This window comes from Listeria grayi (genome assembly GCF_900638015.1).
In the GTDB taxonomy this organism is placed as follows: domain Bacteria; phylum Bacillota; class Bacilli; order Lactobacillales; family Listeriaceae; genus Listeria; species Listeria grayi.
The window spans coordinates 161,740-185,785 of record NZ_LR134483.1 but is presented as its reverse complement, the minus strand read 5'-3'; the positions used below and the strand labels follow the sequence as shown (position 1 = coordinate 185,785).

Sequence of the window (24,046 nt, the reverse complement as noted above, 5' to 3'; positions counted from 1 at the left end):
TTATTAAAATTAAATTTAAAAACAAACTTAGTCATTAATTATTATAGTTAAGTCGCTTTGCGTAGCCTTCTTTATTCACTTGCTTGCTTCTAGCGATCGCAAGTGCTCCCTCCGGCACGTCTTTTGTTAACGTCGAACCAGCTGCGACAAAGGCATTATCCCCTATTTTAAGCGGTGCGACTAGGTTAGAGTTGCAACCTATGAATACGTTATCTCCAATAATGGTTTTAGCTTTGTTCTTGCCATCGTAGTTGACAGCAATGGAACCGCAGCCGACGTTGACGTTTTTACCGATTTCCGCATCACCCATGTAGATAAAGTGAGGCAGTTTCGTATTTTCGCCAACCACTGCTTTTTTCGTTTCCACGAAATTACCGATCTTCACGTGTGCACCGATCTCTGACTCAGGGCGGAGATGCGCATACGGTCCAATTTGGACTTCGTCGGCAACTTTGCTTTCGATCACGGCAGAGCTGCGGATAAGCACGCCACTACCGATAACTGAATCTTGGATATCTGATCCGCTTGTAATCGTACAATCATCGCCGATCACCGTGTTTCCTTTGATTGTGACACCGGATTCGATTACTGTATCCTGTCCAATTTCCACATCGACATCAATGTATGTATTTTCAGGATTGATCAGTGTGACGCCATTACGCATGTGTTTCTCATTGATACGTTTCTGCATCAGCTTCGTTGCTTCGGCTAGTGCCACTCGGTCATTGACACCAAGCGATTCGTCGGACGATTCCATCCGGTAAGCAGCCACAACTTCTTCTGCATCTTTCAAGATCTTAATAACGTCAGGAAGATAAAATTCCCCTTGCGCATTGTCGTTAGTTACTTTGGATAAAGCATCAAACAACGCTGCATTATCGAAACAATATGTTCCGGTATTGATCTCTTTTACTGCTTTTTCTTCGGAAGAAGCATCTTTTTGTTCCACGATTTTCCCTACTATTCCTAGATCATCGCGAATAATACGACCGTACCCAGTCGGATCTTCCAAAGAAGTTGTCAATATAGTAGCCTTTGCTCGTTTCTCATGATGATACTTGAGCAGAGCATCGACTGTTTCGCTCCGAATCAAAGGAGTATCGCCGCATACAACTAATGTCGTACCTTCTTTATCAGCAAGGAGGTCTTTTGCTTGCAAAACAGCATGTGCAGTTCCTAGTTGTTCTTCTTGTTTGACGAATTCGCTTTTCCCACCCAATTGTTCTTGGACGTTATCTGCTCCATGCCCCACGATCGTGACGATTTTGTCCATGTTCAGCGTTTTTATTTGATCTACAACATGTTCTACCATTGGTTTCCCGCAAACGGGATGTAAAACTTTATAGAGTTTTGACTTCATACGCGTCCCTTGACCCGCAGCAAGCACAACTGCGTACCGTTTTGTCATATTATTGAACCCCCAATATACACTAATGTTCCACTATGAATAATACAGCAAAATCCGTCAATTTTCAAGGCTACGATCGAACTAATCCCATTATAATGGCTTAAATAAAAAAGTTTAATAATTTCAAAAAATCACGCGCCGCTATAAGGATTTTTAGTACATTCCCTTATAGAACTCCCAATTTATGTATGTTATCTTTCTCGAATATGTTATTTGCAGGAGATGGAAAGGAGGTAAATGTGAATCTATAAACAATTCATTTCTCTACGCATACAAATTTCGCATATTTAGGAGGAAAACATGAAATCACAACTTAATACTACTAAAAAAGATGCTTATTCTGCTTTGATTATCGGAACATTTGCTATGATGGTCTGCTTTATGTCATGGCTGTGTTTAGCACCGTTATCCAACGAGATCAATCAAATTTTCCATTTAACAGTGGTTCAAAAGACTGTCTTATTGGCAATGCCAGTGTTGCTCGGCTCGATCATGCGTATTCCGCTGGGAATCATGAGCGACCGTTTTGGCGGAAAGAAAATTTACATTTTTCTACTGCTTTTCTTACTGATCCCGCTTTTTTTGATCCCACGCGTGCATAGCTACGAGCTACTGCTGGTCGCTGCTTTTCTACTGGGAATGAGCGGTACTTCCTTTGCAGTCGGTATCTCCTATGTGTCAGCTTGGTTCCCGCCTGAGAAGCAAGGCCTTATTTTAGGAATTGCCGGAATGGGCAATCTAGGAACTGCCATTTCTGCGCTGATATTACCGCGAATGGCAGAAAAATGGAATTTTGAAGGGCTTTTTACATTCTTGATCGTCCTTACTATCATAACTATTCTCATCGTTTTATTCGGATGTAAAGAAATGCCTGTCGATCCAACGAAAACACTGCGCGATTCGCTTGTAGTCGTCAAAGAGAAAAGCACTTGGTTGTTAAGTCTTTTTTATGCGTTGACGTTCGGTTTGTTTATGTCATTAAGTAATTTGATCCCGACCTTTATGAATGATCTTTTTAAAACAGATGCTGTTGTTGCTGGGATGTGGACAGCCGTATTTGCTGGATTGTGTACATTCGCTCGTCCTGTCGGCGGTCTTCTTTCTGACCGGTTCCGTCCCTCACAATTACTGCAGATCGTTTTCTTCGGGATTAGCATCGTTGCTTTTGCAATGATGGGTGCTTTAAACTCCTATGCATTCTTCTCTGTTATTCTGGTTGCTGTCGCGCTTGTCGCCGGCTTAGGGAATGGGATCGTATTCAAAATGGTTCCTACTGTTTCCAAAGGGAATACTGGTGCCGTCACTGGGATCGTTGGAGCATTGGGTGGTTTGGGTGGTTATTTCCCGCCAATCATTCTTGGTGTCATTAAAACATATACCGGCAGCTTCCAGATCGGGATCTTGCTGCTAGCCCTATTCGCATTGTTCTGCTGGTTTGTGTTATACCTAACATTTATTAGAAATAAACAAGTAGCCTGATTTAGAAAAGCGCTGTTTTCCTAAAGTGGAAAACAGCGCTTTTTCATTTTGGATTCAAGGAGATGATCGTATCAGTCAAATGGAGGAGCTCATCTTTATAATGCGAGATCACGATCGTTTGGATCTGTTCTTTCAAAATCACTGCTTTCGTCAGCTCGATCACTTGCGCACGTGTTTCATCATCGAGTCCCGTAAAGGGCTCATCCAAAAGCAACAGTTGCGGCTTGCTGAACAATGCCCTTGCAATCGCAACGCGCTGTTTCTGTCCTCCAGAAAGCAGATGAATCGGTTGGTAGATATATTTTTCAATTGCTAATTCTTGGATTAGAAAATGAAAATGTTCATCTAGCCCTGTCGCTCCTTGTTTCCGTTTCAACCTTGTTTTTTGACTGAAATAGATATTTTCTTTGACATTCAAATTTGGAAATAACGCCAGATCCTGCATCACATAAGCAAGATCACGCCTTTGCGGAGGCAATTGGACATCAGTTTCGCTATTAAACCACTCACTGTTTCCAAACGCAATTCGTCCGCTCTCTGGCTGTTCGATGCCAGCAATACATTTCATGATCGTCGTTTTCCCCATACCGCTGCTTCCTGTCATTCCTGTGATCAATTCCGTAAAGTCAAAGTGGAAATCCAGTCGCTGGGGGAAAAGTTCTTTTTTGATCATTACCGATAAGCTCATTATTTGCTCCACCTGCTTCGCTTATTAGTCAATAGATAAATGATTATCAGGGCAGCAAACCCGATGAATGCGTCGGTTACACTCAGCATCACCGCTTTATCTACTTCATTCTGTTGAATAGCAAAGTAGATCGAGGTCGCGATCGTGTCGGTCTTTCCTTCGATGTAGCCCGCCACCATCAAGCTAGCGCCAAATTCACCCAACCCGCGACAAAAAGATAACAGGATGCTGGCGAAAATATGCTGCCAGCAGTTTGGGATGATAACGCGGAATAATAGTTCGATTGAATTTGCCGAAAGTGTCCGTCCGACTTGTATGAGTTCGATCGGTACGGATAAAAATGCCGCTTTTAATCCCTGATACATCAACGGTAGAACAACACATATTGTTGCGACAACAGCGCCGGTTAGTGTGAAAATAATGGAATAATCTCCGAAAAGTGCTGTTAGTTTTCCTAGAAAGCCGTATTTCCCAAATGACTGTAGCAAAACCAGTCCTATCACGGTCGGCGGCAAAACAAGCGGTAGTAGCAGAACGCTCTCGAGCAACCACTTCCCCTTGAACTGCCAGTAAGCACCAATATATGCAAGCGGCAACATCAAAAGAAATGCTACGAGTGTCGCCCCAATCGCGATAAAAATGGAATGCGTGACTGGCACAAGCATGCGTCCCGCTCCTTTCTAAAACTTAGTTTGCTACTTGGAAACCATATTTGTCGAATACTTTTTCTGCATCTTTTGTACCGAGATATTTATTGAATGCTTCTACTTCTTTAGCGTGTTTTGTTTCTTTTACATCCCCTGTCCAATAAGTGATAGGTGCATGCAGTTTTTCCGGAACCGTGTAAACAACAGACACTTTATCACTGATAAGTGCATCTGTCCGGTAAACAAGACCTAGATCCACGTTGCCGCTTTCCGTGTAGGCCAATACTTGGCGAACATCATTGGCTAGTACCAGATTTGGCTTCAGCTCATTTTCGAGCTTCAAGCTTGCAAATGTTTCTTCCGCATAAGCACCGGCTGGGACCGTTTTAGGTTCGCCGATCGCGATTTTTTTTGCTTGTTTCAATTGTGCTGCTAAGGTTTTTTCTTTTTTTATGTTGTCTTGCTTGTTGGCGACAACGACTAGATCATTTTTCAAAACTTCCTTGGCATTTGTGATCTTATCTTTGTCTTTTAATTGATCCGCATCGCTTTTACTTGCTAAAAGAACGCCGTCGATCGGCGCACCGCTGACTACTTTTTGTCTGATTTGACCTGAACCAGCAAAATCGATGTCGATCGTTTCGTCTTTATGTGTTTTTTCGTAGTCTGTTGCGATCTCAGATAAGGCGTCTTTTAAACTTGCAGCTGCAGAATAATGGATCGTTACTTTTTCTGCAGCTTTATCTGTTTTCGTAGCAGAGTTACTTTGACCTGCCCCGCAGCCGCCGAGAATAAGCATTGCTCCTAATGTAAATACAGTGAGTTGTTTTTTAATCGTTATCTTCATAATAATAACCTTCCTTTACAAATTCAGTATAGTGCTGCCAGTCTTTCTCCAATTTCAAGTATTGCTCTTCTAATTTCTCCAGTTGTTCTTGTTGTTCCAACGTCCGTAATTCTTGATTCGTACGTTGAATCTCATTTTCTACAATTGTGAGTTGGATCCTCAGATTCGCTAGTGCGATGTGCAGGAGTTTCTGAAAGTCTCCTTCTGTCATATTATTTTTGTCCATTGCAGTTCATGATTTCCTCCTTTGTATTAAAATTAATAAGGACTTGCTGCCTGTCAAAGGGAAGTGGAACGATCTTTTTTCGAGCAATGAAATTCTGTAAACGCAAATCGCCTTTTCTGAGCTGCTGCTTTACTTCGCTATTCGAGAAAGCATAATGAGCAATGGTATAGTGAGGGTTGCCGTCCTCGTCTACTGCATAGCCGCTTGGTACTGCGACTAGTTTTTCTAGAACGCTTGGAGCAAGTAAAGGATAATCCACAGACATGATCAAATAATCACATGTAGGCTGGCACAAGGAACTGACTGCATATAATCCGCCTAGTGGGCCTTTGTCTAAATAAGGAGGCTGATCCTGTAAGACTTCTACCTTGCTTTCTTCCATAAACAGCTGCGTCAACGCATGATAATTACGCGTATTCGCGGCGACATAGATCCGGGAAACGAACACCGACATCTTATCCGCTGCTTTTTCTACCCATGTTTGTTCATGCTTGTTTTCCCGGTACAGTGCTTTGTCTTCTCCGAACCGGCGTGACTTTCCACCAGCTAAAATAATACCAATTGTCATTTTTTTCCTCTTTTCGATAGAATAGCAAAAACCCTAATAGAAAGTTAGCATATTAAATGCTAGGCTGATATTAGGGCTTTTACTAATTCTTATTTTTGTGAACCATTGAATAATCTTTTTAGGAGGAATTAGATGTTAACACAACGTACAATTCTTGACCTCACAGAAGCGCAAACAATTTTGCAAAATCTACCGATTCAAACACATACTGTGCGGCGTTCAGTAGCAACAAGCAACGGCTATACTTTGGCAGAGTCTATTCACGCCCCCTTTCCTTACCCGGCGTTTCGCCGTTCTGGGTACGACGGCTATGCGATCAACCGAACGGCTGAACAAATTTTCCCCGGAAAGTTTGAGATAATTGCGGAAGTCCCAGCTGGCGCAACTTATGTGAATCCATTTCAGGCAAATCAAGCGGTGCGGATCATGACCGGTGCTGCAGTCCCAGATGACGCAAATCAAGTCGTGATGCTTGAGGATACGAAACAATTAGTAGATAACTACATCGAAATAACCACAGCACCAGCGCATTCGAATATCACTCCGATCGGCAGCGAGTTTCAGGCAGGCGACCTCTTATTGTCAGAAGGAACACTTCTAAACCCCGGTGCCATTGGTTTGCTGAGCGCATTTGGTATCCAAGACTGCTTATGTTATGAAAAAGCACGTGTAGCGGTCTTATCTACTGGAACAGAAGTTAGTGATCTAACAGCACCAAACCTGCCGGGCAAGATTTATAACAGTAATGCGCCGATGCTGCAGAATCTGCTTATAGAAAATCAAGCTTATGTTACGCAGATGGCGCATATCGCGGATGATTACCAGCTGCTTTGCAAAACGATCGATAAAATGCTGGAAGATGCAGATATCGTTATCACCACTGGAGGCGTATCTGTTGGCGATTTTGATTTTCTGGCTGTGGCAGCTAACGAGTCAGACCAGTTGCTTTTCAATAAAATCAGCATGCGTCCTGGAAGTCCGACAACAGCTTTTTTACGGGGCGGTAAATTAGTTATCGCCTTATCAGGAAACCCAAGTGCGTGTTTTACTGGTTTTTACTTACTCGCAGAACCCCTTTTGAAGCGTTATATCGGACAACCTTCCGGGCTGACTCGCAAAACGATGACACTCGCTCATGATTATAAGAAAAGCAATAACTTTGATAAATATCTGCGCGGAACTTATACAGAAAAAGCAGGACAGCTTAATGTTTCTCTAGTAGGCAGCGACAAATCGAGTGCGCTCGGCAACTTGCATCTAGCGACCTGTCTTTTCAAGATCCCTCATGGTACTGTACCTACATCAAGAGGAACGGAGGTAGAAACATGGTTGTTACCCTGCAGATAATCGGCAAGAAAAAAAGCGGAAAAACCAGTACGATGCTGCGTTTTATCCGTGCTGCTAAAATCATGGGGCTTAATGTGAGCACCTATAAGCACACGCACCATACGGTTTCTATGGATATCCCCGGTACCGACACTTATCGGTTTTACGAAGCCGGAGCTGATCAGGTCGCTATGCAGAACGACAGCGGATTTTTTTGGCATGAACGGCGGGAAGCCAGTTTGCCACTAGCAAAAGAGATAGAACGCTTTACGCAAACAGATACGGATCTTATTCTGATCGAAGGCTTTAAAGCTGAGCATTACCCCAAAATACTGCTGCTACGTCCGAACGACAATGTCAGCGATTTTGAAGCAGATCATCTTTTAACCGTTGCAACCATTTTTCCCAAGGAGCTCGAAACAGAAGCAGTGGATTTTTCAACAGATGAGCAATGCCAGATATGGCTGCAAAATTTTTATCAAGGAGCGGAAAAACATGGATGAACTGACTCATTTCAATCAGCAAAATCGTGCGAAAATGGTCGATGTATCAGATAAAAGCACTAGCACGCGGGAAGCGACCGCAGAAGCCTCTATCCGAATGAAACCTGAAACGCTCACTCGGATCCAAGAAGGCAAGATCAAAAAAGGCGATGTTCTAGCAGTAGCTCAAGTGGCCGGAATCATGGCTGCGAAAAAAACGCACGAATTGATCCCGATGTGCCATTTGATTGGTCTAAGCGGTTTGGATATTGCTTTCACCGATAACGGCCGTGATACGATTACAATTACAGCTACTGCGAAAGCGGCTTATGTGACCGGCGTTGAAATGGAGAGCATGACCGCCTGCATGACCGCAGCGCTAACCATTTATGATATGTGCAAAGCGATGGATCGAGCCATGGTCATTGAGCAATGTCTGTTGATCGAAAAAAAAGGTGGGAAAAGCGGGCATTTTCGGAAGAACAACTAGATAGTGGGAAATAATGGGAGAGGCTGTTTGTATACTTTCCGCATTACAAAAGCGCTACCCATACCTGTCAAAAAATAATTTAATTAAAAGGATGATTCAGCAGAAAACCCAAAGAACGAAAAAATCGCTTGAAAACCATTTCTTAAAATGGTATTTTCAAGCGATTTTTTATTGGTATTATTTTGTATTTCAATCATTTCCGAGCAAACAGGATCTGACTTAGATGTCGGCTTTTTTTCTTTTTTCTCCTATCAAATGCTCCAATTCCGGCAAAATCAACTTTTCCATCGCTAGATCACAGGCATTGGTTGAACCGGGAAGTGCAAATAGCAAACAGTCTGATTGAGTAAAGCCAGCTATCGCTCTTGAAGCTATCGCTTTTGAACCAATAGTTTCAAAGCTAAGCATCCGAAAGATCTCGCCAAAGCCCGGGAGCTCTTGATGTATTTTCTCACGAATCGATTCAAAAGTTACATCGCGTTTTGAAATACCGGTACCACCGTTTGTAATAATGCAGTCAGCCTTTTCCTGCAGATACGTATCGATTGCTCCTTTGATCTGCTGCACCTCATCACGCACCACGACCCGGCCAGTTACGTCTATATCTCGGGATCGTCTCAACGCTCGGACGACCAGCTGCCCGCTTGTGTCTGTATCCAAATCGCGAGTATCACTGATCGTCACTACTCCTACTCTGATCATTTGATTATCTCCTTTTCGCAAAGCGCCTTCAGTTTTTCATAATATGCGGTGGCTTCTCGTAAAGTTGCAAAATTATACAAGTAAAACTGTCCGCTGTTGAAATAAGTAAAATCATGGGTATCGATCGTGAAGGTCATTAATTTAGTTGTCCGTCGATACTCGATTCGCTTGGCTTTTAGTATTTTTTCAAGTTGATATGCTGAGAAATCCGATACCGCTACTTTATAGGCTGAGGTTCCACATAATCGCACCATCAGCGGCTGCGCGGACTGTTTTACTGATCCATCACCATCGCCGCAGGTCATGCAATTTGCTTGTTTGGTGACTTGAAAACGATTGATCGTCATCGACCAGTTGTCAACGCTCAACAGCTGGTCAACCGGCACTTCTTCGGGACAAACGAAATACTGCAGAGCTAGCGAAACTTGGATACTCGCAACAAATGAGACCAGTGGCGTAAAAACGCCTAATTGATCACAACTTGTTTGGGTAAGTTCCCCTAGATCTGGAAAAACGCATTGTAGACACGGTCCCTTATCAGGCTGAACAAACATGACGCTCCCAGCTACACTGGCACAAGAGGCAAAAATAAAAGGAAGTCCCATTTCAGTAGCCAATTGATTGATCGCCCCTCGCACAGTAAAATTATCCGTACAATCTAAGATGAGATCGACATCGTCCAACAGCATGCCTGACTGCAGGGTGAACGCTTCTTGATAACTCTCCACTTCCACATTGCTGTTTATCTTGTTTAATCGTTTCTTAGCCGCTTCAACTTTATAGACAGTGCGTGCAGCATCGTTTTCGTCAAAGAGCGCCTGCCGCTGCAGATTGCTCCAACTTACACGGTCCATATCGATCAACTTGATTTTACCGATTCCCGCTCGAATCAGTTGCTCGCTGGCATGTGTGCCTAAAGCCCCGCAGCCAACGATCAACACCGTCTTTCCGCCAATTTCCGCTTGTCCTCTTTGGCCGATTTTCTGCAGCCTTATTTGCCGATCATATCGTTCCATCTAGCCAACCTTCTTAATAATTTTTAGTTATTTCCCTTATATAAAGCTATCACATCATTTGATACCTTTGTATAAGGGAATCTTCTATGTTTATGAAAGAGAGGATATATAATGCGAAAACCAAAATTTTTTAATCGTGTTGAGAAATTCAATGGCAGTCTAAGCCAGTTAGAAGACAAAAAAAGAGAATGGGAAAAATTATATAAAAACCGATGGAGCCATGACAAAGTAGTACGAACAACACATGGCGTAAACTGTACAGGCTCTTGTAGTTGGAACGTTTATGTAAAAGAAGGCATCATTACATGGGAACATCAAGCAACGGATTACCCTTCTTGTGGTCCTGATTTTCCGGAATTTGAACCGCGGGGATGTCCGCGAGGCGCTAGTTTTTCTTGGTATGAATATAGCCCGCTCCGCATTAAATATCCGTATATGCGCCGTAAATTGTGGGATCTATGGAAAGCAGCCAAGGCCGAATATAGCGACCCCATCCAAGCATGGGCTAGTATCGTTGAAAACCCTGAAAAAGCAATGCTTTATAAGCGTGCCCGTGGCAAAGGCGGTCTGATCCGTGTTACTTGGGAAGACGCCAAATCACTTATTTCTGCAATGCTGATCTATACGATCAAAAAATACGGGCCAGACAGAATCGCTGGATTTTCTCCTATTCCTGCAATGTCGATGATCAGCTATGCAGCAGGAAGCCGGTTTATTTCACTGCTTGGCGGGGAGCTACTGAGCTTTTACGATTGGTATGCCGATTTGCCGCCAGCTTCCCCGCAAGTTTGGGGAGAACAAACTGACGTACCGGAATCAAGTGACTGGTACAACAGCCAATATATTATGATGTGGGGTTCCAATGTCCCACTAACAAGAACCCCAGATGCACATTTCATGGTGGAAGCTCGTTATAAAGGGACAAAAGTTGTCGCTGTCAGTCCTGACTATGCAGAGAACGTGAAATTTGCCGATAACTGGCTGGCTCCTCATCCCGGAACCGATGCTGCACTTGCCCAAGGAATGACTTATGTGATTCTACAAGCGTTTTATCAAGAGCAGTCCGTTCCAAGTTTCAATAATTATGTTAAACAATACACAGATCTCCCATTCCTAGTGACACTCGAAAAAGGAGAAACTGCCAATTATACCTCTGGGCGATTTTTGCGGATCTCCGATATTACTGAAGAGGAGACCGTAAATGCAGAATGGAAAACCTGCCTGCTTGATAAAAACAGTGGTAAAATCGTCGTCCCCAATGGTACAGTCGGTCAGCGCTGGGAAGATGGCAAGGACTGGAATTTGACATTAGAAGACGAAAATGGCAATAAGATCGACCCGCAGCTGAGCCTTATGGAAGAAAACCATCAGCAAGTGGAGATCGACTTCCCTTATTTCAGTGAACATGGCAATAAAGTGCTTACCCGCCATGTTCCGGCAATGGAAATCACAGACAAAGAAGGCAATACGCAGCTCGTGACTACGGTTTTCGATCTTATGATGAGCCAATACGGCATCAAACGCTACGCAGAAGATACGCTTGCTGCTGACGGATATGATGATGCAGAAAGCCCTTATACGCCAGCATGGCAAGAGAAAATCACTGGTGTCAAACAAAGTTTAGTCATACAAATTGCTAAAGAATTTGCCCAAAATGCACTCGATACCGGTGGTAAATCGATGGTCATCATGGGCGCCGGGATCAACCAATGGTTCAACGGTGACATGACATACCGCTCTATTTTTAATTTGTTGCTTTTAACAGGTTGCGAAGGTGTTTCTGGTGGCGGCTGGGCACATTATGTCGGCCAAGAGAAGCTACGTCCGCAAGAAGGCTGGAAAACGATCGCGTTCGCAAAAGACTGGACAGACGGTGCCAGACAGCAAAACGGTACCTCGTTCTTCTATTTTGCCGGCAACCAATGGAAGTATGATGAATTGGATAATGAAGCATTAAAATCACCAACGAAGAAAACTGCACACGCCTATAAACACCCAGCAGATTATAATCAAATGGCGATCCGTCTAGGATGGTTGCCTTCTTATCCGCAATTCGACCGTAATAACTTGGATTTCGTCAAACAATACGGCACGACAGACGAACAGGAAATAAAAGAAAAAGTCGTAGAAGAACTAAAAAACGGAACTTTGGCATTCGCTGCTGAAGCTCCCGACAAAAACGAGAACCAGCCAAAGGCAATGTTTGTTTGGCGTTCTAATTTATTTTCTTCCAGCGGTAAAGGACAAGAATATTTTATGAAACACATGCTAGGCGCAGAGAATGGATTACTTGCTCAGCCTAATGAACAATTTAAACCAGTCGATATGGAATGGTCCGATGAATCTGTCGAAGGAAAAGTAGATTTGCTTATTGATCTCGATTTCCGCATGGTAGCAACAGCGATGCATTCTGATATCGTCCTGCCTGCAGCGACTTGGTATGAAAAAGAAGACCTTTCCAGTACCGATATGCATCCGTTCATCCATCCATTCAATCCAGCAGTAAGCCCATTATGGGAATCCAAAACGGATTGGCAGATCTTCCGTGACCTAGCGAAAAGTTTTGCCGAGCTTGCGAAAGTGCACTTGCCGGAGACAGAATATGACCTGCACGCCGCACCGCTAAGCCACGACTCTAAAGATGAATTGGCTCAGCCGTTTGGCAAGATCAAAGACTGGAAGAAAAAAGAGATCGAACCGATCCCCGGCAAAACACTGCCGAACTTAAAGCTGATAAAACGCGATTATGGCGATGTTTATGACAAATTTATCGCTTTGGGACCAAATTTATCGACTGGAAAAGTCGGCGGTGAAGGCTACAGTTTTTCCGTCAGCGAACAGTATGAAGAACTGAAACGCATGCACCAAACGTATACCAAGGATGGCATAAACAAAGGCTGCCCGATTTTGTTCGATGAAAAACAAGTAGCCGATTCCATTTTGACACTATCAAGCACCTCAAATGGGAAAGTCGCAGCGAAAGCTTGGAAAGATGCAGAAAGCAAAACCGGAGTTACCCTATCGGATGTCAGCGCCGGACAAGAACAGATGAAAATGACATTCGCAGATATCACTGCGCAGCCCAAAGAAGCTATCCCAAGTCCGATTTTCTCCAGTGTAAAAAAAGACGGTGAACGCTACTCTCCATTCACGCTCAACATCGAACGGCTTGTTCCGTTCCGAACGCTTACCGGACGGCAGCAGTTTTATATCGATCATGAAGTCTTTGACGAATATGGGGAAAATCTAGCCGTTTACAAACCTACTCTCCCACCTCATGTGATGGGTCCAAAAGATCAGCCAATCGAATCTGGAGAAAACGATCTTGTCTTACGTTACCTAACGCCGCACGGCAAATGGAACATCCATACGATGTACCAAGATAACCTGCAGATGCTGACACTTTTCCGTGGTGGGCCTAACGTTTGGATCAGTATAGACGATGCCAAAAAGCTTGATATCGCTGATAATGACTGGCTAGAAGTGTATAACCGCAATGGTGTTGTAACTGCACGGGCGGTCGTCAGTCACCGGATGCCGACTGGAACGATGTATATGTACCATGCACAAGATATGCACATTCAAGTTCCTCTATCCAACTTGACCGGAAACCGAGGCGGGAGCCACAATGCGCCGACACAGATCCATGTCAAACCAACACAAATGGTCGGCGGCTATGCGCAGCTCAGCTATGGTTTCAACTATTACGGACCGATCGGAAATCAACGTGATCTCTATGTAGCGGTTAGAAAATTGAAGAAGGTGAACTGGAATGAAGATTAAAGCTCAGATCAGCATGACGCTGAATTTAGATAAATGTATCGGTTGCCACACTTGCTCCGTTACTTGCAAAAACACCTGGACAAATCGTCCAGGTGCAGAATATATGTGGTTCAACAACGTCGAAACCAAACCAGGCGTAGGTTACCCAAATCAATGGGAAGACCAGGATCGTTATAAAGGCGGCTGGGAATTGAATAAAAAAGGCAAACTCCAGCTCAAAGCCGGTAATAAAATCGATAAGATTTTCAAAGGTAAGATTTTTTACAACAATAACATGCCTGAACTAAATGATTACTATGAACCATGGACTTACGACTACCAAACCCTTTTCAGTGAAGAAAAAAAACATCAACCCGTGGCACGTGCGAAATCACAGATCACCGGAAAATATATGGATCTTAAAGGTGGTCCGAACTGGGATGATGATCTAGCAGGTTCAGACAAGATCTTAGCAAACGATCCCAACATCAAGAAAATCGAAAGCGACATCCAAGCAAATTTTGAAACAGCATTTATGATGTATTTGCCAAGACTTTGCGAACATTGCTTAAACCCTGCTTGCGTCGCATCTTGTCCAAGCGGTGCGATGTATAAGCGTGAGGAAGATGGTATCGTACTTGTCAATCAGGAACAATGTAAAGGCTGGCGCTTGTGTATGACGGGCTGCCCTTATAAAAAAGTTTACTTCAATTGGAAAACAAATAAAGCAGAAAAATGTACCTTCTGCTATCCGCGAATCGAAGAAGGCCTGCCAACCGTTTGTTCCGAAACTTGCGTCGGCAGGATCCGTTACATCGGCGTCTTGCTCTACGATGCTGATCGCGTGGAAGAAGCAGCTTCTGAACCTGATGAAAAGAAACTATACGAACGTCAGCTGGAATTATTCCTTGATCCACACGACCCGGAAATCATTCGTTTAGCCAAAGAGCAAGGCATCAGTGATGAAATGCTTGCTTGCGCACAAAATTCGCCAATCTATAAAATGGCTGTAGAAGAAAAAATCGCTTTCCCGTTGCATCCGGAATACCGGACAATGCCAATGGTTTGGTATGTTCCGCCGCTATCCCCGATCATGAATTATTTTGAAGGAAAAAATTCATTGCAGAACCCTGACATGATCTTCCCGGGAATCGATGAAATGCGTATTCCCGTCGATTATCTAGCAAGCCTGCTCACCGCCGGAAATACCGATGTCGTCAAAACGGCATTGTATAAGTTAGCTATGATGCGTCTATACATGCGGGCAGTTAGCAGCGGAAAGGATTTTGACACAAGCAAACTGGCGAAAGCGGACCTAACCTCCGAAACGGCAACATCCCTTTACCGCTTGCTTGCTATCGCTAAATATGAAGATCGTTTCGTGATTCCGAAATCTCACAAAGAAGCCTACAAGACACAAGAAGATCTACAAGCAGAACAAGGCGGACTTGGTTATGATGATGCTTGCAACGGCTGCAGTCTTGCCAGCTTACATGGCAAAACACTTGTCGGTGCTCAATCAGGAAAAACGACCCAAGAATTATATGAAGAAAGTTTTTATGGAGGAATCTGGCGTGATTGATAAACAACAGCTCCTTGCGATTAGACCCGCATTTCATTTTTTAGCAACAATGATGGATTACCCGAGCGAAGAACTTTTTAGTTCTTCGTTCTTAAAAGAAGCAGAAACTGAGTATCCAAATACGAAGCAAAAAGAAGCAGTTTTAGCAATCTTACATGAATTTCAACAGACCACCATCGAAGATTTACGCCAAACTTTTGTCGAACATTTTGAGTTGAACAAACGATTGACGCTTTATTTAAGCTATTACCGCTTTGAAGATTCCAGAGAACGCGGCGGTCTACTTGCAGAAATGAAATTACTTTATGAAATGTTTGGAACAGAACTACAGCAACCGGAACTGACGGATTATCTGCCAACGATCTTAGAATTTCTTTTCTATTCCAATTGGGAAAATGATGATCGTTTCCAAGAGCTATCGTTGATTTTTTCCGTTTTGGAAGACGGAACGTATAAAATATTGCAACGTAACAAAGCAATTGAAGACCTTGCCTATATCAAGCTGATCGCGCTGATCAGAGAAGAATTAAAAACCTGTATCCTAACAGAGAAAGGAGTCTCCCACCAATGACAAACGTACTTTCTATACTACTCTGGGTCGTATTCCCTTACTTAATGCTCGCTTCCTTTTTCTTTGGTTCTATTATTCGAATCGTGTGGTTTTCCGCAAACATTACCGCTAAATCGAGTGAGATCATGGAGCGGAGACAGCTTATCATTGGCAGTATCCTATTTCATGTCGGAATCCTCGGAGTTATCGGTGGTCATGTGATCGGTCTCGTGATTCCAATGTCTTGGACCGAGGCCATTGGGATCAGCAACGAGACTTATCATATTTTTGCATTGGTCATGGGCGGTATCTTTGGATTTATGGCCTTTATCGGCATGCTGATCCTTTCTTACCGTCGCTTTACGAATCTGCGTGTTTTTATAACCAGTAGTTTCAGTGATCTTGTCGTTAATATCGCTTTGTTGATCACCATGATCATGGGGCTGACCAGTTCGCTTGTTTCCGGCCCGCTGAATCCGGCGTTCAACTACCGCGCCGAGCTCGCAGTCTGGTTCAGACAACTCTTTTATTTCCATCCAGACTTTCATCTTATGGCGCAAGTCCCGCTCCTATTCAAAATACATGTGGTCTGCGGTTTCCTGATTCTCGGTTTCTTCCCGCTCACTCGTTTAGTCCATGCATTAGCGATACCACTGCAATACACATTTAGACGGTTTATTGTCTATAGACGACAATAATTCGTAGAAAAAAGGTGAAAGAATGGCACTCATTCAGTTACAAGAAATGCCGATCCACTGTTCCGAGCTTTATGAACAACTGAAAGAAAAACAATATGGCGGGATCGTTACCTTTGTTGGTACGATCCGGGAATGGACTGGCGATACGCAAACAAAACAAATTTGTTATTCCGCATATGAAGAAATGGCCCTCAAAGAAATGCACGCATTAGCAGCCAAAATAGAAGCTCACGGAGCAAAAGTTATCATAGTCCATCGGCTCGGTCTCTTAGAATTGACAGATGAAGCCGTTTTTATCGGCGTTGCAAGCCCGCACCGATCTGAGGCTTTTAGGTGGTGCCAGTTTTTGATCGATGAACTCAAAAAAACGGTACCGATCTGGAAAAAAGAAATCAATACCCATACTGTAAATTGGGGAGGGCATCGCACATGATTGAAATAAAGTTATTCGCCTATCTCAGTGAAAAGTTAGGCCCACAAATCTCTTACACTCTGCCGGAGACGATCACAAAGCAAAGTCTGTTGGCTTTACTGGCTGAAACTTATCCGACACTTTCCGATGAGTTAAAACATTGTAATGTTGCAGTCAACCAAGCATTCATCAGCGAGCAAGCCGTTTTTTTCACTACTGATATCAAAGAATTGGCTATTATCCCGCCTGTTAGTGGCGGCTGAGGAAAAGGAGGAATACTTCAATGACACTTATGGACCGCTTTGGGCGCACTCATGATTATCTGCGTCTATCCATAACGGATCGCTGCAATCTACGCTGCGTCTACTGTATGCCGGAAGAAGGACTGCCTTTCTTCCCCACCGATAGCGTTCTTTCAGCTGCCGAGATCATCCAACTTGTAAAAAATTTTGCTGATCTAGGAATCAAAAAAGTTCGTTTGACTGGCGGAGAACCACTGCTGCGCAAAGATGTCTTGGAAATCGTTCAGGGTATCCGAGCCATCAGCGCGATCGAGGATATCGCCGTCACAACTAACGGTCTGGCTTTGAAACGTCTCGCCAAACCACTGCGAGAAGCTGGCGTTGACCGACTCAATATCAGCTTGGATACATTTGATGCCAATAAATATCGGACGATTACAAGAGGCGGAAATGTAAAGCAAGTTTTAAAGGGTATAGAAGAAGCAACAGCTGCTGGCTTTGACCAAATAAAAATCAATACCGTTGTGATCCACGGGCAAAACGATAACGAGATCATTGATTTTCTCCGTTACACACTGGATCATCCTGTCAATGTCCGTTTTATCGAATTCATGCCAATCAGTGAAGAAAAAAACCAGATCTGGCAGCGCGATTATGTCGGCGTCGATAAAGTTTTCGATGTTTGCCACGAACAAGGTTGGTCATATAAAGCACTTCCTCATCTAAAAGGAAATGGACCATCGGAAAATTTTCAACTAGAAAATGCTCAAGGTTCATTTGGCTTGATTCATCCGATCAGCTGTAATTTTTGCGAAAGCTGTAATCGGCTGCGTATCACTGCTGACGGTTGTATCAAATCTTGCTTATATTGGGATGACGAAGCCAACATTCGAGATGTGATCTACGAACCGGAACATTTCGCCGCAAAAATCCAAGCAGCATTAGATCTCAAGCCCGAAAATCATGAAATGGCATTAGCCGAACAGGAAAAAGTAGCTGATAAAAAACCGACTTGGCGCCACATGAGTCAAATCGGTGGCTGATGATAAGGAGATGAAGCGCATGGAGCCAATCCTGATTAAACGTATCTATGACCCTGCCAATAACAACGATGGCTATCGCATCCTTGTGGACCGCCTATGGCCTCGGGGGATTTCCAAAGAGAAAGCGTTGCTCGACGAGTGGATGAAGGACATTGCACCTTCTCCTGCACTACGGAAATGGTTTGATCACCAAGAGAAACGCTTCGCAACATTTCGTTCTGATTATCAAATGGAGTTGCTGACTGATCCAGTAAAAAACGAACTACTCCATCAAATCTTAGAAAAAGCAGCAACCAAAAACGTGACCTTGCTTTACGCTGCTAAAGATCCCCATATCAATCATGCTGTTGTGCTCCTAGAAACACTTCTCCAACAGCGGAAAAGTTAGCTTTTGCTTAAAATCCATGCCACTTTGTGTTATAATGAGCAATAGAGACGAGCTTAAATACCATCCAACATCGACGTGAAATAAGCACCTGTTATTTCACTACTTTTTTTGGTCGATATTAACAGAGGAAGAAGGAGTATTATTTTGTGCGTAAATGATATTCAGCTACATTTGGATAATCTACGTGAAGATATCCAAATTGATTTCATAAGTATAGCGACAACAAGAACTGCCTTTGAACAAGTCCGCAATATCCAGTGGTATTTCGTTTCAGGCAATACAAATAATCTTTATAAAAATATTCGGCTCCAGATCGGCAGAGGCTTGGGTGGAATTGTTTGGCGAACCGGCCGCACACATGAAGAGAATGACATCCAAGCGAAAAAAGCCAAATTATTGACTTATCCTATCGCTAGATCAGAAAAGCTAACCTATGTATACGGGATCCCGCTTCAAAAAGAAGATCAAGTTATCGGCGTTTTGCTGGCCGGGAACCGGACCAACCGAACACTTTCGATAGAAGAAAAGCAACGCATCGACAATTATGTGAACCAACTAGAGCAGTTAATAGAGGTGTGGATCAAACATGCAAGTGATGAGTAAATTCGCAGAAACGATTCTTCAAGAAAGTCACAATGGTATTTTTATCGTTCAACATAAAAAAATCATTGATGAAAATGATACTGCCAAGCATATTCGCAAACAATGTATCTTCAATTTGGATAATATTTTAGAAGTATTCAAAGGAACCCATTGCGTCATGCACCCAGAACGAGATATCTGCAACGGCTGTGACTTTCAGCAGACATTCAATACGGATTCACTGCCTATCCTTTTAGAAAAAAAAGACGGCTCCAAAATCATTTATGCAGGGAAATTTTGCTTACTGGATGACACAGCTGACTACTGGCTGCTCCAGCTCACCAATACGAGCGAACAAGATAAGACGCGGGAAATCATCCAGAAAAAACAGCTGATCGAATATGTCAATAATGCGCATGAGCAAGAAAAGAAACTACTAGCTCAAGAACTGCATGACGGCGTTGCGCAAAGCGTTTATAGCCTACTTTTAAATGCTCGAAAGATAAAATGGCTTGAATCCAACGAAGAAAAAGATCAGCAGCTGAAAATCATTGATCAAAGTCTCAGCGAACTGCTCGATGAGATCAAACAGCTAGCTCTTGATCTACGGCCACCAGTCTTGGACGACCTGGGGCTGATCCCTGCGATTCGTGTGCTGATCAAGCGCTTGATCGAAACAACCGGTATCTATATTGATTTTACAACCAACTTGCACCAAGAACGCTTTGATGCAGTAACGGAAACGATTATTTATCGCGTTTTGCAAGAATGCCTTTCTAATGCGATCAAGTATGCAGAAGTTGACGAAATATTTATCAATATCCAATTAGGTATCAAACAGCTGGATATCCAGATCATCGATTACGGCATCGGTTTCGACACTGACTTTCCGATCATTCACGGAACCGGCTTAGGACTGATGAACATGCAGGAACGCGTAGCATCTGTGGATGGGACTTTATCGATTCGGTCCGAACTCGGAAAAGGCACTACCATTACTGCAGAAATCCCAGTCTGATAAGTTAGGAGCGAATAAAATGAAACTATTGATTGCTGATGATCATGCAGTAGTGAGAAGTGCTTTGAAATTTATGATCAATGCGCAGAAAGACATGGAAGTGATCGGCGATGCAGCAGATGGTACAGAAGCCTTTTTGTTTATCGAAAGCAACCGGCCTGACATCGTATTAATGGATCTGAGCATGCCACCAGGCGAAAACGGATTGCTCACTACTAAACGAATCACCGAAGCTTTTCCCGAAACAAAGGTCATCTTACTAACGATGCACGATGAAGAAGCTTATATTACCCAGGCTCTGCAAGCTGGTGCACAAGGCTACATCATGAAGAATTCTAGCGAAGAACTCCTATTGGATGCGATTCGTTCTGTAATGGGCGGACAGATCATCATTGATCCTGTCTTTAATTACTCTTCCAAACAAATCGAACAATTGAAGCGCGCGGATGCTTCTGAGAACATCATCGAACGTTTGTCGAAACGCGAAAAAGAGATCTTGCCACTTATTGCATTAGGCTATGGTAATAAAGAGATCGCTGAACGTTTGTTTATCTCTGCCAAAACGGTAGAAGTGCATAAATCCCATATCATGAAAAAACTGGAAATGAAAAAATTCTCTGATCTGCTGCGCTTCTGTGTCAAAGAACAGCTGATCGATTTATAAGCATACTAAAAAGCTAGGACGAAGTGTCCTAGCTTTAACTTTTTTTATTATTCAGCAGAAACAGAATCACTTTCCGTTTCTTCTTCTGTTACTTCGCTTACTTCTTCTTCACCCACACGATTATATTCTTCTAATACTACATCTTGAATCTTAGCACGAGTGTCGGAATTGATTGGATGCGCAATATCACGGAATTCTCCGTCTACCCCACGTTTACTTGGCATTGCGACGAACAAACCATTGTTGCCATCAATCACACGAATATCATGTACTACAAATTCTTCATCTAACGTAATGGACGCGATAGCTCGCATTCTTCCGTCTGTTTCTACACGACGTAATCTCACATCTGTTACTTGCATTTCCGTCACTCCTTATCCCATTTGATCCCATTAAATAAGCTTTTCTAAGGTTACTTAATAAGTTTTACTCTGCATCAGTAGAGTTTTCATCTAAAACAGCTTCTTCTGCTTCTGGTTCTTCGGCTTCCTCGAATGCTTTCAAGACGGATTCTTGAATCTTAGCACGAGTGTCCGAATTGATTGGATGAGCAATGTCACGAAACTCTCCGTCCGGAGTACGTTTACTTGGCATCGCTACAAACAGACCATTGTTGCCATCGATGACACGAATGTCGTGAACAACAAACTCACCATCAATCGTGATTGAAGAAATAGCTTTCATTCTTCCATCAGTTTCTACGCGACGTAATCTCACATCTGTAATTTCCATTTTCTTCACCACCTTAGATCTAGTTGCGCTGCTAATAAATTGTCTTCACATGCAACTGAAGTAAAAACGTTAGAAAAACTCGCCCAAGATTGTTAACAAAAACTCACAATCTATTTACAAAATTTCCCTATAGAACCATAATAATAAAAAAACCTAAATTTGACAACTTTGTGAACTTTTTTCTTTTTTTCGAGATATCCTTTAATATCTCTTGACATTTCATGATAAAAGAAAGAATTAACCAAAACAGCTTTCATTCATGGGGAGCTTTTTTTCATGAAAACACTGTTAAAATCCACTAAATGTTGGATTCCCACTATTTATATCGCTTAAACCTCCATTGTTTTCCTCTATTTTCCGAGACAATTTCTTTCCCTAAAAATTAATTCCTTATTAAAATAGTAAGAATTGTGATCACGCTTTCAAAAACAACCTTTCCCCTTGGGAGAGAACGCTCTCACCAAATTGGTGATTCATTTAAAGGTTGGTTTGTTTTAATTGTGTTAAATATATTAAAAATAGATAACAGTGTTCATTAAAAGAGCATCAGCCGTGGTAGACACGGCTGATGCTCTCTGTTGGTTCTTATTATTCTGTTCGTAAAGCATCGATCGGACGTAATTTCGAAGCTTTATTGGCAGGTGCGATTCCGAAGATGACCCCGATACATAGGGAGAATAGGAATGCGAAAATCATAACACCTGCTGAGATACCTGATGGAATATCAGCCACGGATCCAAAGATCGATGCGCCGGCTGCTCCAATGATCATACCGATGATTCCACCGCAAACGCTGATAACTACGGATTCGATCAAGAATTGCAGCAAGATCGCTCGTTTTTTGGCACCCAGTGCTTTTCGGATCCCGATCTCTCTCGTCCGTTCACTGACAGATACCAGCATAATATTCATGATGCCGATCCCTCCGACGATCAATGAGATCGCTGCGATCGCACCTAGTGCAGTTGTTAGCGTACCGCTGATCGTGTTAAAGGCCGTTAAGATCTCCTGCTGATTGATAACTTGATATTTTGGTCCATTTTGTGCCGAATTATCTGTATCATTTTTCTTGCTGTCTTCATCACCGAACTTGATTGCTAACCGTGATTTCAAGGTATTGACCACGAAATCAACGTCATCTGCATCTTTGGTTTCTACATACAGCGTACGCACATTTGTGTCTTTCAGCATACGTTGCGCTGCAGAAAATGGAATGTAGATTTGGTCGTCGCTTGATCCCATCAGCGAATCGCCTTTTTCTTTCAACATGCCAACTACTTTATACGGCATACCGTTCAAGCGGATCGTTTCCCCGATCGGATCAGAAAAACCGAATAGGTCGCTTGCCACATTTGGACCGATGACCGCTACTTTTTGGCCGTATTCGATATCGATCGGCAGTAAGAACCGGCCTTTATCTAATTTCAAACTACGGGCATTTTTGTACTGTTCATTCGTACCGATCACTTTGTCGTTGACCGACTTATAATCGTAGGTTGCGTGCACTTGTCCGGATAATTCCGGCGAAACACTTTTGACGCCGTCAATGCCTTTGTATTTCATCGCTTCGGCATATGTGAACTTATCGTTCGGGTTGGTGGAGTTGTTCATGACGGTCACAAGGTTAGAACCTAGATCGCCCATCTGCTCATTGACCTTTTGTGTAACACCGTTTCCTAAAGAAACAAGCAGAATAACAGAAGCAACACCAATGATGATTCCAAGCATCGTCAAGAAAGAACGAAGCTTGCTTGTTCGCAGCTGTTTAAACGCCATTTTTGTACTTTGGAGAATATTCATTGCCCATCCTCCTCATGGAAAAGTTTGCCGTCTTGGATACGGATCCTTCTGGTACCATAAGAAGCAATATCAGCATCATGGGTAATCATGACGATCGTGTTTCCTGCTTGGTTCAATTCTTGCAGGATACCCATTACTTCTTTACCTGTTTTAGAATCCAGCGCTCCGGTCGGTTCATCTGCTAATAAAATGGAAGGATTAGCTGCTAATGCGCGGGCGATCGCCACACGTTGCTGCTGTCCACCTGATAGTTGAGTAGGCAGGTTTTTATTTTTATCGATCAAGCCGACTTTGCGCAGACATTCTTTCGCTGTTTCCACACGTTTTGCCGGACTGATTCCTGCGTAAATCAAGGGCAGTTCCACATTTTCCAAAGCAGATAATTTCGTAAGCAGATTGAACTGCTGAAAAATAAAGCCGATTTTTTTATTGCGGATCTCTGATAATTTATTGTCGTTCAAATGATAAACATCCACGCTATCTAAGTGATAGGTTCCGCTATCGGGAACATCCAGACAGCCGATCATATTCATCAGTGTGGATTTCCCGGAGCCAGAAGGACCAACGATCGCAAGAAATTCGCCTTCTTCAACGGCTAAAGTCACATCATCTAGCGCCTTGAAAGTTTCTCCTCCGAGCGTGTATGTTTTTGTTAAGTTTTTCATGTCAATCAATGGGTTAGGCATTATATCCC

Annotated in this window: 27 protein-coding genes; 15 read left to right on the top strand and 12 right to left on the bottom strand. The window is 43.0% G+C overall.

Going from position 1 to position 24,046, the window contains the following annotated elements; all coding sequences use genetic code 11:
* Window positions 1–34: 34 nt before the first annotated feature.
* Window positions 35–1,408, bottom strand: coding sequence for a bifunctional UDP-N-acetylglucosamine diphosphorylase/glucosamine-1-phosphate N-acetyltransferase GlmU (glmU, locus tag EL241_RS00945; protein WP_003756419.1), 1,374 nt, complete (start codon window positions 1,406–1,408; stop codon window positions 35–37).
* A gap of 300 nt (window positions 1,409–1,708) precedes the next feature.
* On the opposite strand from glmU, the gene EL241_RS00940 reads away from it, so the two are divergent.
* A complete protein-coding gene (locus tag EL241_RS00940) occupies window positions 1,709–2,887 on the top strand; it encodes a nitrate/nitrite transporter (RefSeq protein WP_036105919.1) in 1,179 nt (392 codons plus the stop codon).
* Between the two features lie 43 nt (window positions 2,888–2,930).
* Here EL241_RS00940 and EL241_RS00935 read toward each other — a convergent pair whose 3' ends face one another.
* From EL241_RS00935 to mobA, 5 genes are read right to left on the bottom strand one after another with little or no spacing between them, the layout of a single operon-like run.
* Window positions 2,931–3,575, bottom strand: coding sequence for an ATP-binding cassette domain-containing protein (locus tag EL241_RS00935; RefSeq protein ID WP_036105922.1), 645 nt, complete (start codon window positions 3,573–3,575; stop codon window positions 2,931–2,933).
* Window positions 3,575–4,240, bottom strand: a complete 666-nt coding sequence (locus tag EL241_RS00930) for a molybdate ABC transporter permease subunit (RefSeq protein WP_036105925.1) — start codon at window positions 4,238–4,240, stop codon at window positions 3,575–3,577. The genes EL241_RS00935 and EL241_RS00930 overlap by 1 nt, the downstream gene beginning before the upstream one ends.
* Window positions 4,241–4,262: 22 nt before the next feature.
* Window positions 4,263–5,069 (bottom strand): molybdate ABC transporter substrate-binding protein, encoded by an 807-nt coding sequence (modA, locus tag EL241_RS00925; RefSeq protein WP_126320269.1) that lies wholly within the window; start codon window positions 5,067–5,069, stop codon window positions 4,263–4,265.
* Window positions 5,053–5,295, bottom strand: a complete 243-nt coding sequence (locus EL241_RS00920) for a hypothetical protein (protein ID WP_036105928.1) — start codon at window positions 5,293–5,295, stop codon at window positions 5,053–5,055. The genes modA and EL241_RS00920 overlap by 17 nt, the downstream gene beginning before the upstream one ends.
* Window positions 5,282–5,863, bottom strand: coding sequence for a molybdenum cofactor guanylyltransferase (mobA, locus tag EL241_RS00915; protein ID WP_052009172.1), 582 nt, complete (start codon window positions 5,861–5,863; stop codon window positions 5,282–5,284). The genes EL241_RS00920 and mobA overlap by 14 nt, the downstream gene beginning before the upstream one ends.
* Before the next feature lie 132 nt (window positions 5,864–5,995).
* On the opposite strand from mobA, the gene EL241_RS00910 reads away from it, so the two are divergent.
* Genes EL241_RS00910 through moaC form a run of 3 tightly spaced genes read left to right on the top strand, consistent with a single transcriptional unit; the run spans window position 5,996 to window position 8,161 of the window.
* Window positions 5,996–7,210 (top strand): molybdopterin molybdotransferase MoeA, encoded by a 1,215-nt coding sequence (locus EL241_RS00910; protein ID WP_036105931.1) that lies wholly within the window; start codon window positions 5,996–5,998, stop codon window positions 7,208–7,210.
* Entirely contained in the window at window positions 7,189–7,692 is a 504-nt protein-coding gene (gene mobB, locus EL241_RS00905; RefSeq protein ID WP_052009173.1) for a molybdopterin-guanine dinucleotide biosynthesis protein B, read from the top strand. The genes EL241_RS00910 and mobB overlap by 22 nt, the downstream gene beginning before the upstream one ends.
* Window positions 7,685–8,161: a cyclic pyranopterin monophosphate synthase MoaC gene (gene moaC, locus EL241_RS00900; RefSeq protein WP_036105933.1), complete on the top strand. Its 477-nt coding sequence runs from the start codon at window positions 7,685–7,687 to the stop codon at window positions 8,159–8,161. Before mobB ends, moaC begins: the two co-directional genes overlap by 8 nt.
* Before the next feature lie 219 nt (window positions 8,162–8,380).
* Here the strand turns inward: moaC and EL241_RS00895 are convergent, their stop codons facing one another.
* Together EL241_RS00895 and EL241_RS00890 are read right to left on the bottom strand one after the other, a co-directional pair.
* Window positions 8,381–8,863 carry a MogA/MoaB family molybdenum cofactor biosynthesis protein gene (locus EL241_RS00895; RefSeq protein WP_126320268.1) on the bottom strand — a complete coding sequence of 161 codons (483 nt, stop codon included), beginning with the start codon at window positions 8,861–8,863 and terminating at the stop codon, window positions 8,381–8,383.
* Window positions 8,860–9,879, bottom strand: coding sequence for a HesA/MoeB/ThiF family protein (locus EL241_RS00890; RefSeq protein ID WP_036105934.1), 1,020 nt, complete (start codon window positions 9,877–9,879; stop codon window positions 8,860–8,862). Before EL241_RS00890 ends, EL241_RS00895 begins: the two co-directional genes overlap by 4 nt.
* Window positions 9,880–9,990: 111 nt before the next feature.
* Between EL241_RS00890 and EL241_RS00885 the strand changes: the two genes are divergently transcribed.
* The 11 genes from EL241_RS00885 (at window position 9,991) to EL241_RS00835 (ending at window position 20,820) form a co-directional block, all read left to right on the top strand.
* Window positions 9,991–13,662: a nitrate reductase subunit alpha gene (locus EL241_RS00885; protein WP_126320267.1), complete on the top strand. Its 3,672-nt coding sequence runs from the start codon at window positions 9,991–9,993 to the stop codon at window positions 13,660–13,662.
* Window positions 13,652–15,223 (top strand): nitrate reductase subunit beta, encoded by a 1,572-nt coding sequence (narH, locus tag EL241_RS00880; protein ID WP_036105936.1) that lies wholly within the window; start codon window positions 13,652–13,654, stop codon window positions 15,221–15,223. The genes EL241_RS00885 and narH overlap by 11 nt, the downstream gene beginning before the upstream one ends.
* The gene (gene narJ, locus EL241_RS00875) at window positions 15,216–15,794 is read left to right on the top strand and encodes a nitrate reductase molybdenum cofactor assembly chaperone (RefSeq protein ID WP_036105939.1); all 579 of its coding nucleotides are present in this window, start codon (window positions 15,216–15,218) and stop codon (window positions 15,792–15,794) included. Before narH ends, narJ begins: the two co-directional genes overlap by 8 nt.
* Complete coding sequence (gene narI / locus EL241_RS00870; RefSeq protein ID WP_036105941.1) at window positions 15,791–16,471, top strand: respiratory nitrate reductase subunit gamma; 681 nt, start codon at window positions 15,791–15,793, stop codon at window positions 16,469–16,471. The genes narJ and narI overlap by 4 nt, the downstream gene beginning before the upstream one ends.
* 22 nt (window positions 16,472–16,493) lie before the next feature.
* The gene (locus EL241_RS00865) at window positions 16,494–16,904 is read left to right on the top strand and encodes a molybdenum cofactor biosynthesis protein MoaE (RefSeq protein WP_036105943.1); all 411 of its coding nucleotides are present in this window, start codon (window positions 16,494–16,496) and stop codon (window positions 16,902–16,904) included.
* Window positions 16,901–17,146 (top strand): MoaD/ThiS family protein, encoded by a 246-nt coding sequence (locus EL241_RS00860; protein WP_036105946.1) that lies wholly within the window; start codon window positions 16,901–16,903, stop codon window positions 17,144–17,146. Before EL241_RS00865 ends, EL241_RS00860 begins: the two co-directional genes overlap by 4 nt.
* A 20-nt stretch (window positions 17,147–17,166) precedes the next feature.
* Window positions 17,167–18,168, top strand: a complete 1,002-nt coding sequence (gene moaA / locus EL241_RS00855) for a GTP 3',8-cyclase MoaA (protein ID WP_036105949.1) — start codon at window positions 17,167–17,169, stop codon at window positions 18,166–18,168.
* Window positions 18,169–18,187: 19 nt separating this feature from the next.
* Window positions 18,188–18,556, top strand: coding sequence for a DUF488 domain-containing protein (locus tag EL241_RS00850; RefSeq protein WP_197531919.1), 369 nt, complete (start codon window positions 18,188–18,190; stop codon window positions 18,554–18,556).
* A 144-nt stretch (window positions 18,557–18,700) separates the two neighbouring features.
* Complete coding sequence (locus tag EL241_RS00845) at window positions 18,701–19,159, top strand: GAF domain-containing protein (RefSeq protein ID WP_050776993.1); 459 nt, start codon at window positions 18,701–18,703, stop codon at window positions 19,157–19,159.
* Window positions 19,143–20,156: a sensor histidine kinase gene (locus EL241_RS00840; protein WP_126320266.1), complete on the top strand. Its 1,014-nt coding sequence runs from the start codon at window positions 19,143–19,145 to the stop codon at window positions 20,154–20,156. Before EL241_RS00845 ends, EL241_RS00840 begins: the two co-directional genes overlap by 17 nt.
* 19 nt (window positions 20,157–20,175) lie before the next feature.
* Window positions 20,176–20,820: a response regulator gene (locus EL241_RS00835; RefSeq protein ID WP_003756426.1), complete on the top strand. Its 645-nt coding sequence runs from the start codon at window positions 20,176–20,178 to the stop codon at window positions 20,818–20,820.
* A gap of 47 nt (window positions 20,821–20,867) precedes the next feature.
* On the opposite strand, the gene spoVG (EL241_RS00830) is transcribed toward EL241_RS00835, so the two are convergent.
* The 4 genes from spoVG (EL241_RS00830) to EL241_RS00815 form a co-directional block, all read right to left on the bottom strand.
* Complete coding sequence (gene spoVG / locus EL241_RS00830) at window positions 20,868–21,182, bottom strand: septation regulator SpoVG (protein WP_003756428.1); 315 nt, start codon at window positions 21,180–21,182, stop codon at window positions 20,868–20,870.
* 64 nt (window positions 21,183–21,246) lie between these two features.
* Window positions 21,247–21,552 (bottom strand): septation regulator SpoVG, encoded by a 306-nt coding sequence (gene spoVG / locus EL241_RS00825; protein WP_003756429.1) that lies wholly within the window; start codon window positions 21,550–21,552, stop codon window positions 21,247–21,249.
* 588 nt (window positions 21,553–22,140) lie between these two features.
* Window positions 22,141–23,352, bottom strand: a complete 1,212-nt coding sequence (locus EL241_RS00820) for an ABC transporter permease (RefSeq protein WP_003756434.1) — start codon at window positions 23,350–23,352, stop codon at window positions 22,141–22,143.
* The gene (locus EL241_RS00815; RefSeq protein ID WP_003756436.1) at window positions 23,349–24,038 is read right to left on the bottom strand and encodes an ABC transporter ATP-binding protein; all 690 of its coding nucleotides are present in this window, start codon (window positions 24,036–24,038) and stop codon (window positions 23,349–23,351) included. Before EL241_RS00815 ends, EL241_RS00820 begins: the two co-directional genes overlap by 4 nt.
* Window positions 24,039–24,046 lie beyond the last annotated feature (8 nt).

Bases quoted from the DNA above. Each gene is read 5' to 3' on its own strand.
- moaC (WP_036105933.1), top strand. From the start codon at position 7,685: ATGGATGAACTGACTCATTTCAATCAGCAAAATCGTGCGAAAATGGTC.
- glmU (WP_003756419.1), bottom strand. From the start codon at position 1,408: ATGACAAAACGGTACGCAGTTGTGCTTGCTGCGGGTCAAGGGACGCGT.
- spoVG (WP_003756429.1), bottom strand. From the start codon at position 21,552: ATGGAAATTACAGATGTGAGATTACGTCGCGTAGAAACTGATGGAAGA.
- modA (WP_126320269.1), bottom strand. From the start codon at position 5,069: ATGAAGATAACGATTAAAAAACAACTCACTGTATTTACATTAGGAGCA.
- mobA (WP_052009172.1), bottom strand. From the start codon at position 5,863: ATGACAATTGGTATTATTTTAGCTGGTGGAAAGTCACGCCGGTTCGGA.
- EL241_RS00895 (WP_126320268.1), bottom strand. From the start codon at position 8,863: ATGATCAGAGTAGGAGTAGTGACGATCAGTGATACTCGCGATTTGGAT.
- spoVG (WP_003756428.1), bottom strand. From the start codon at position 21,182: ATGCAAGTAACAGATGTGAGATTACGTCGTGTAGAAACAGACGGAAGA.
- EL241_RS00865 (WP_036105943.1), top strand. From the start codon at position 16,494: ATGGCACTCATTCAGTTACAAGAAATGCCGATCCACTGTTCCGAGCTT.
- moaA (WP_036105949.1), top strand. From the start codon at position 17,167: ATGACACTTATGGACCGCTTTGGGCGCACTCATGATTATCTGCGTCTA.
- narH (WP_036105936.1), top strand. From the start codon at position 13,652: ATGAAGATTAAAGCTCAGATCAGCATGACGCTGAATTTAGATAAATGT.
- EL241_RS00850 (WP_197531919.1), top strand. From the start codon at position 18,188: ATGGAGCCAATCCTGATTAAACGTATCTATGACCCTGCCAATAACAAC.
- EL241_RS00890 (WP_036105934.1), bottom strand. From the start codon at position 9,879: ATGGAACGATATGATCGGCAAATAAGGCTGCAGAAAATCGGCCAAAGA.
- EL241_RS00840 (WP_126320266.1), top strand. From the start codon at position 19,143: ATGCAAGTGATGAGTAAATTCGCAGAAACGATTCTTCAAGAAAGTCAC.
- EL241_RS00860 (WP_036105946.1), top strand. From the start codon at position 16,901: ATGATTGAAATAAAGTTATTCGCCTATCTCAGTGAAAAGTTAGGCCCA.
- EL241_RS00815 (WP_003756436.1), bottom strand. From the start codon at position 24,038: ATGCCTAACCCATTGATTGACATGAAAAACTTAACAAAAACATACACG.
- EL241_RS00885 (WP_126320267.1), top strand. From the start codon at position 9,991: ATGCGAAAACCAAAATTTTTTAATCGTGTTGAGAAATTCAATGGCAGT.
- narI (WP_036105941.1), top strand. From the start codon at position 15,791: ATGACAAACGTACTTTCTATACTACTCTGGGTCGTATTCCCTTACTTA.
- EL241_RS00835 (WP_003756426.1), top strand. From the start codon at position 20,176: ATGAAACTATTGATTGCTGATGATCATGCAGTAGTGAGAAGTGCTTTG.
- mobB (WP_052009173.1), top strand. From the start codon at position 7,189: ATGGTTGTTACCCTGCAGATAATCGGCAAGAAAAAAAGCGGAAAAACC.
- EL241_RS00935 (WP_036105922.1), bottom strand. From the start codon at position 3,575: ATGAGCTTATCGGTAATGATCAAAAAAGAACTTTTCCCCCAGCGACTG.
- EL241_RS00930 (WP_036105925.1), bottom strand. From the start codon at position 4,240: ATGCTTGTGCCAGTCACGCATTCCATTTTTATCGCGATTGGGGCGACA.
- EL241_RS00820 (WP_003756434.1), bottom strand. From the start codon at position 23,352: ATGAATATTCTCCAAAGTACAAAAATGGCGTTTAAACAGCTGCGAACA.
- EL241_RS00920 (WP_036105928.1), bottom strand. From the start codon at position 5,295: ATGGACAAAAATAATATGACAGAAGGAGACTTTCAGAAACTCCTGCAC.
- EL241_RS00910 (WP_036105931.1), top strand. From the start codon at position 5,996: ATGTTAACACAACGTACAATTCTTGACCTCACAGAAGCGCAAACAATT.
- EL241_RS00940 (WP_036105919.1), top strand. From the start codon at position 1,709: ATGAAATCACAACTTAATACTACTAAAAAAGATGCTTATTCTGCTTTG.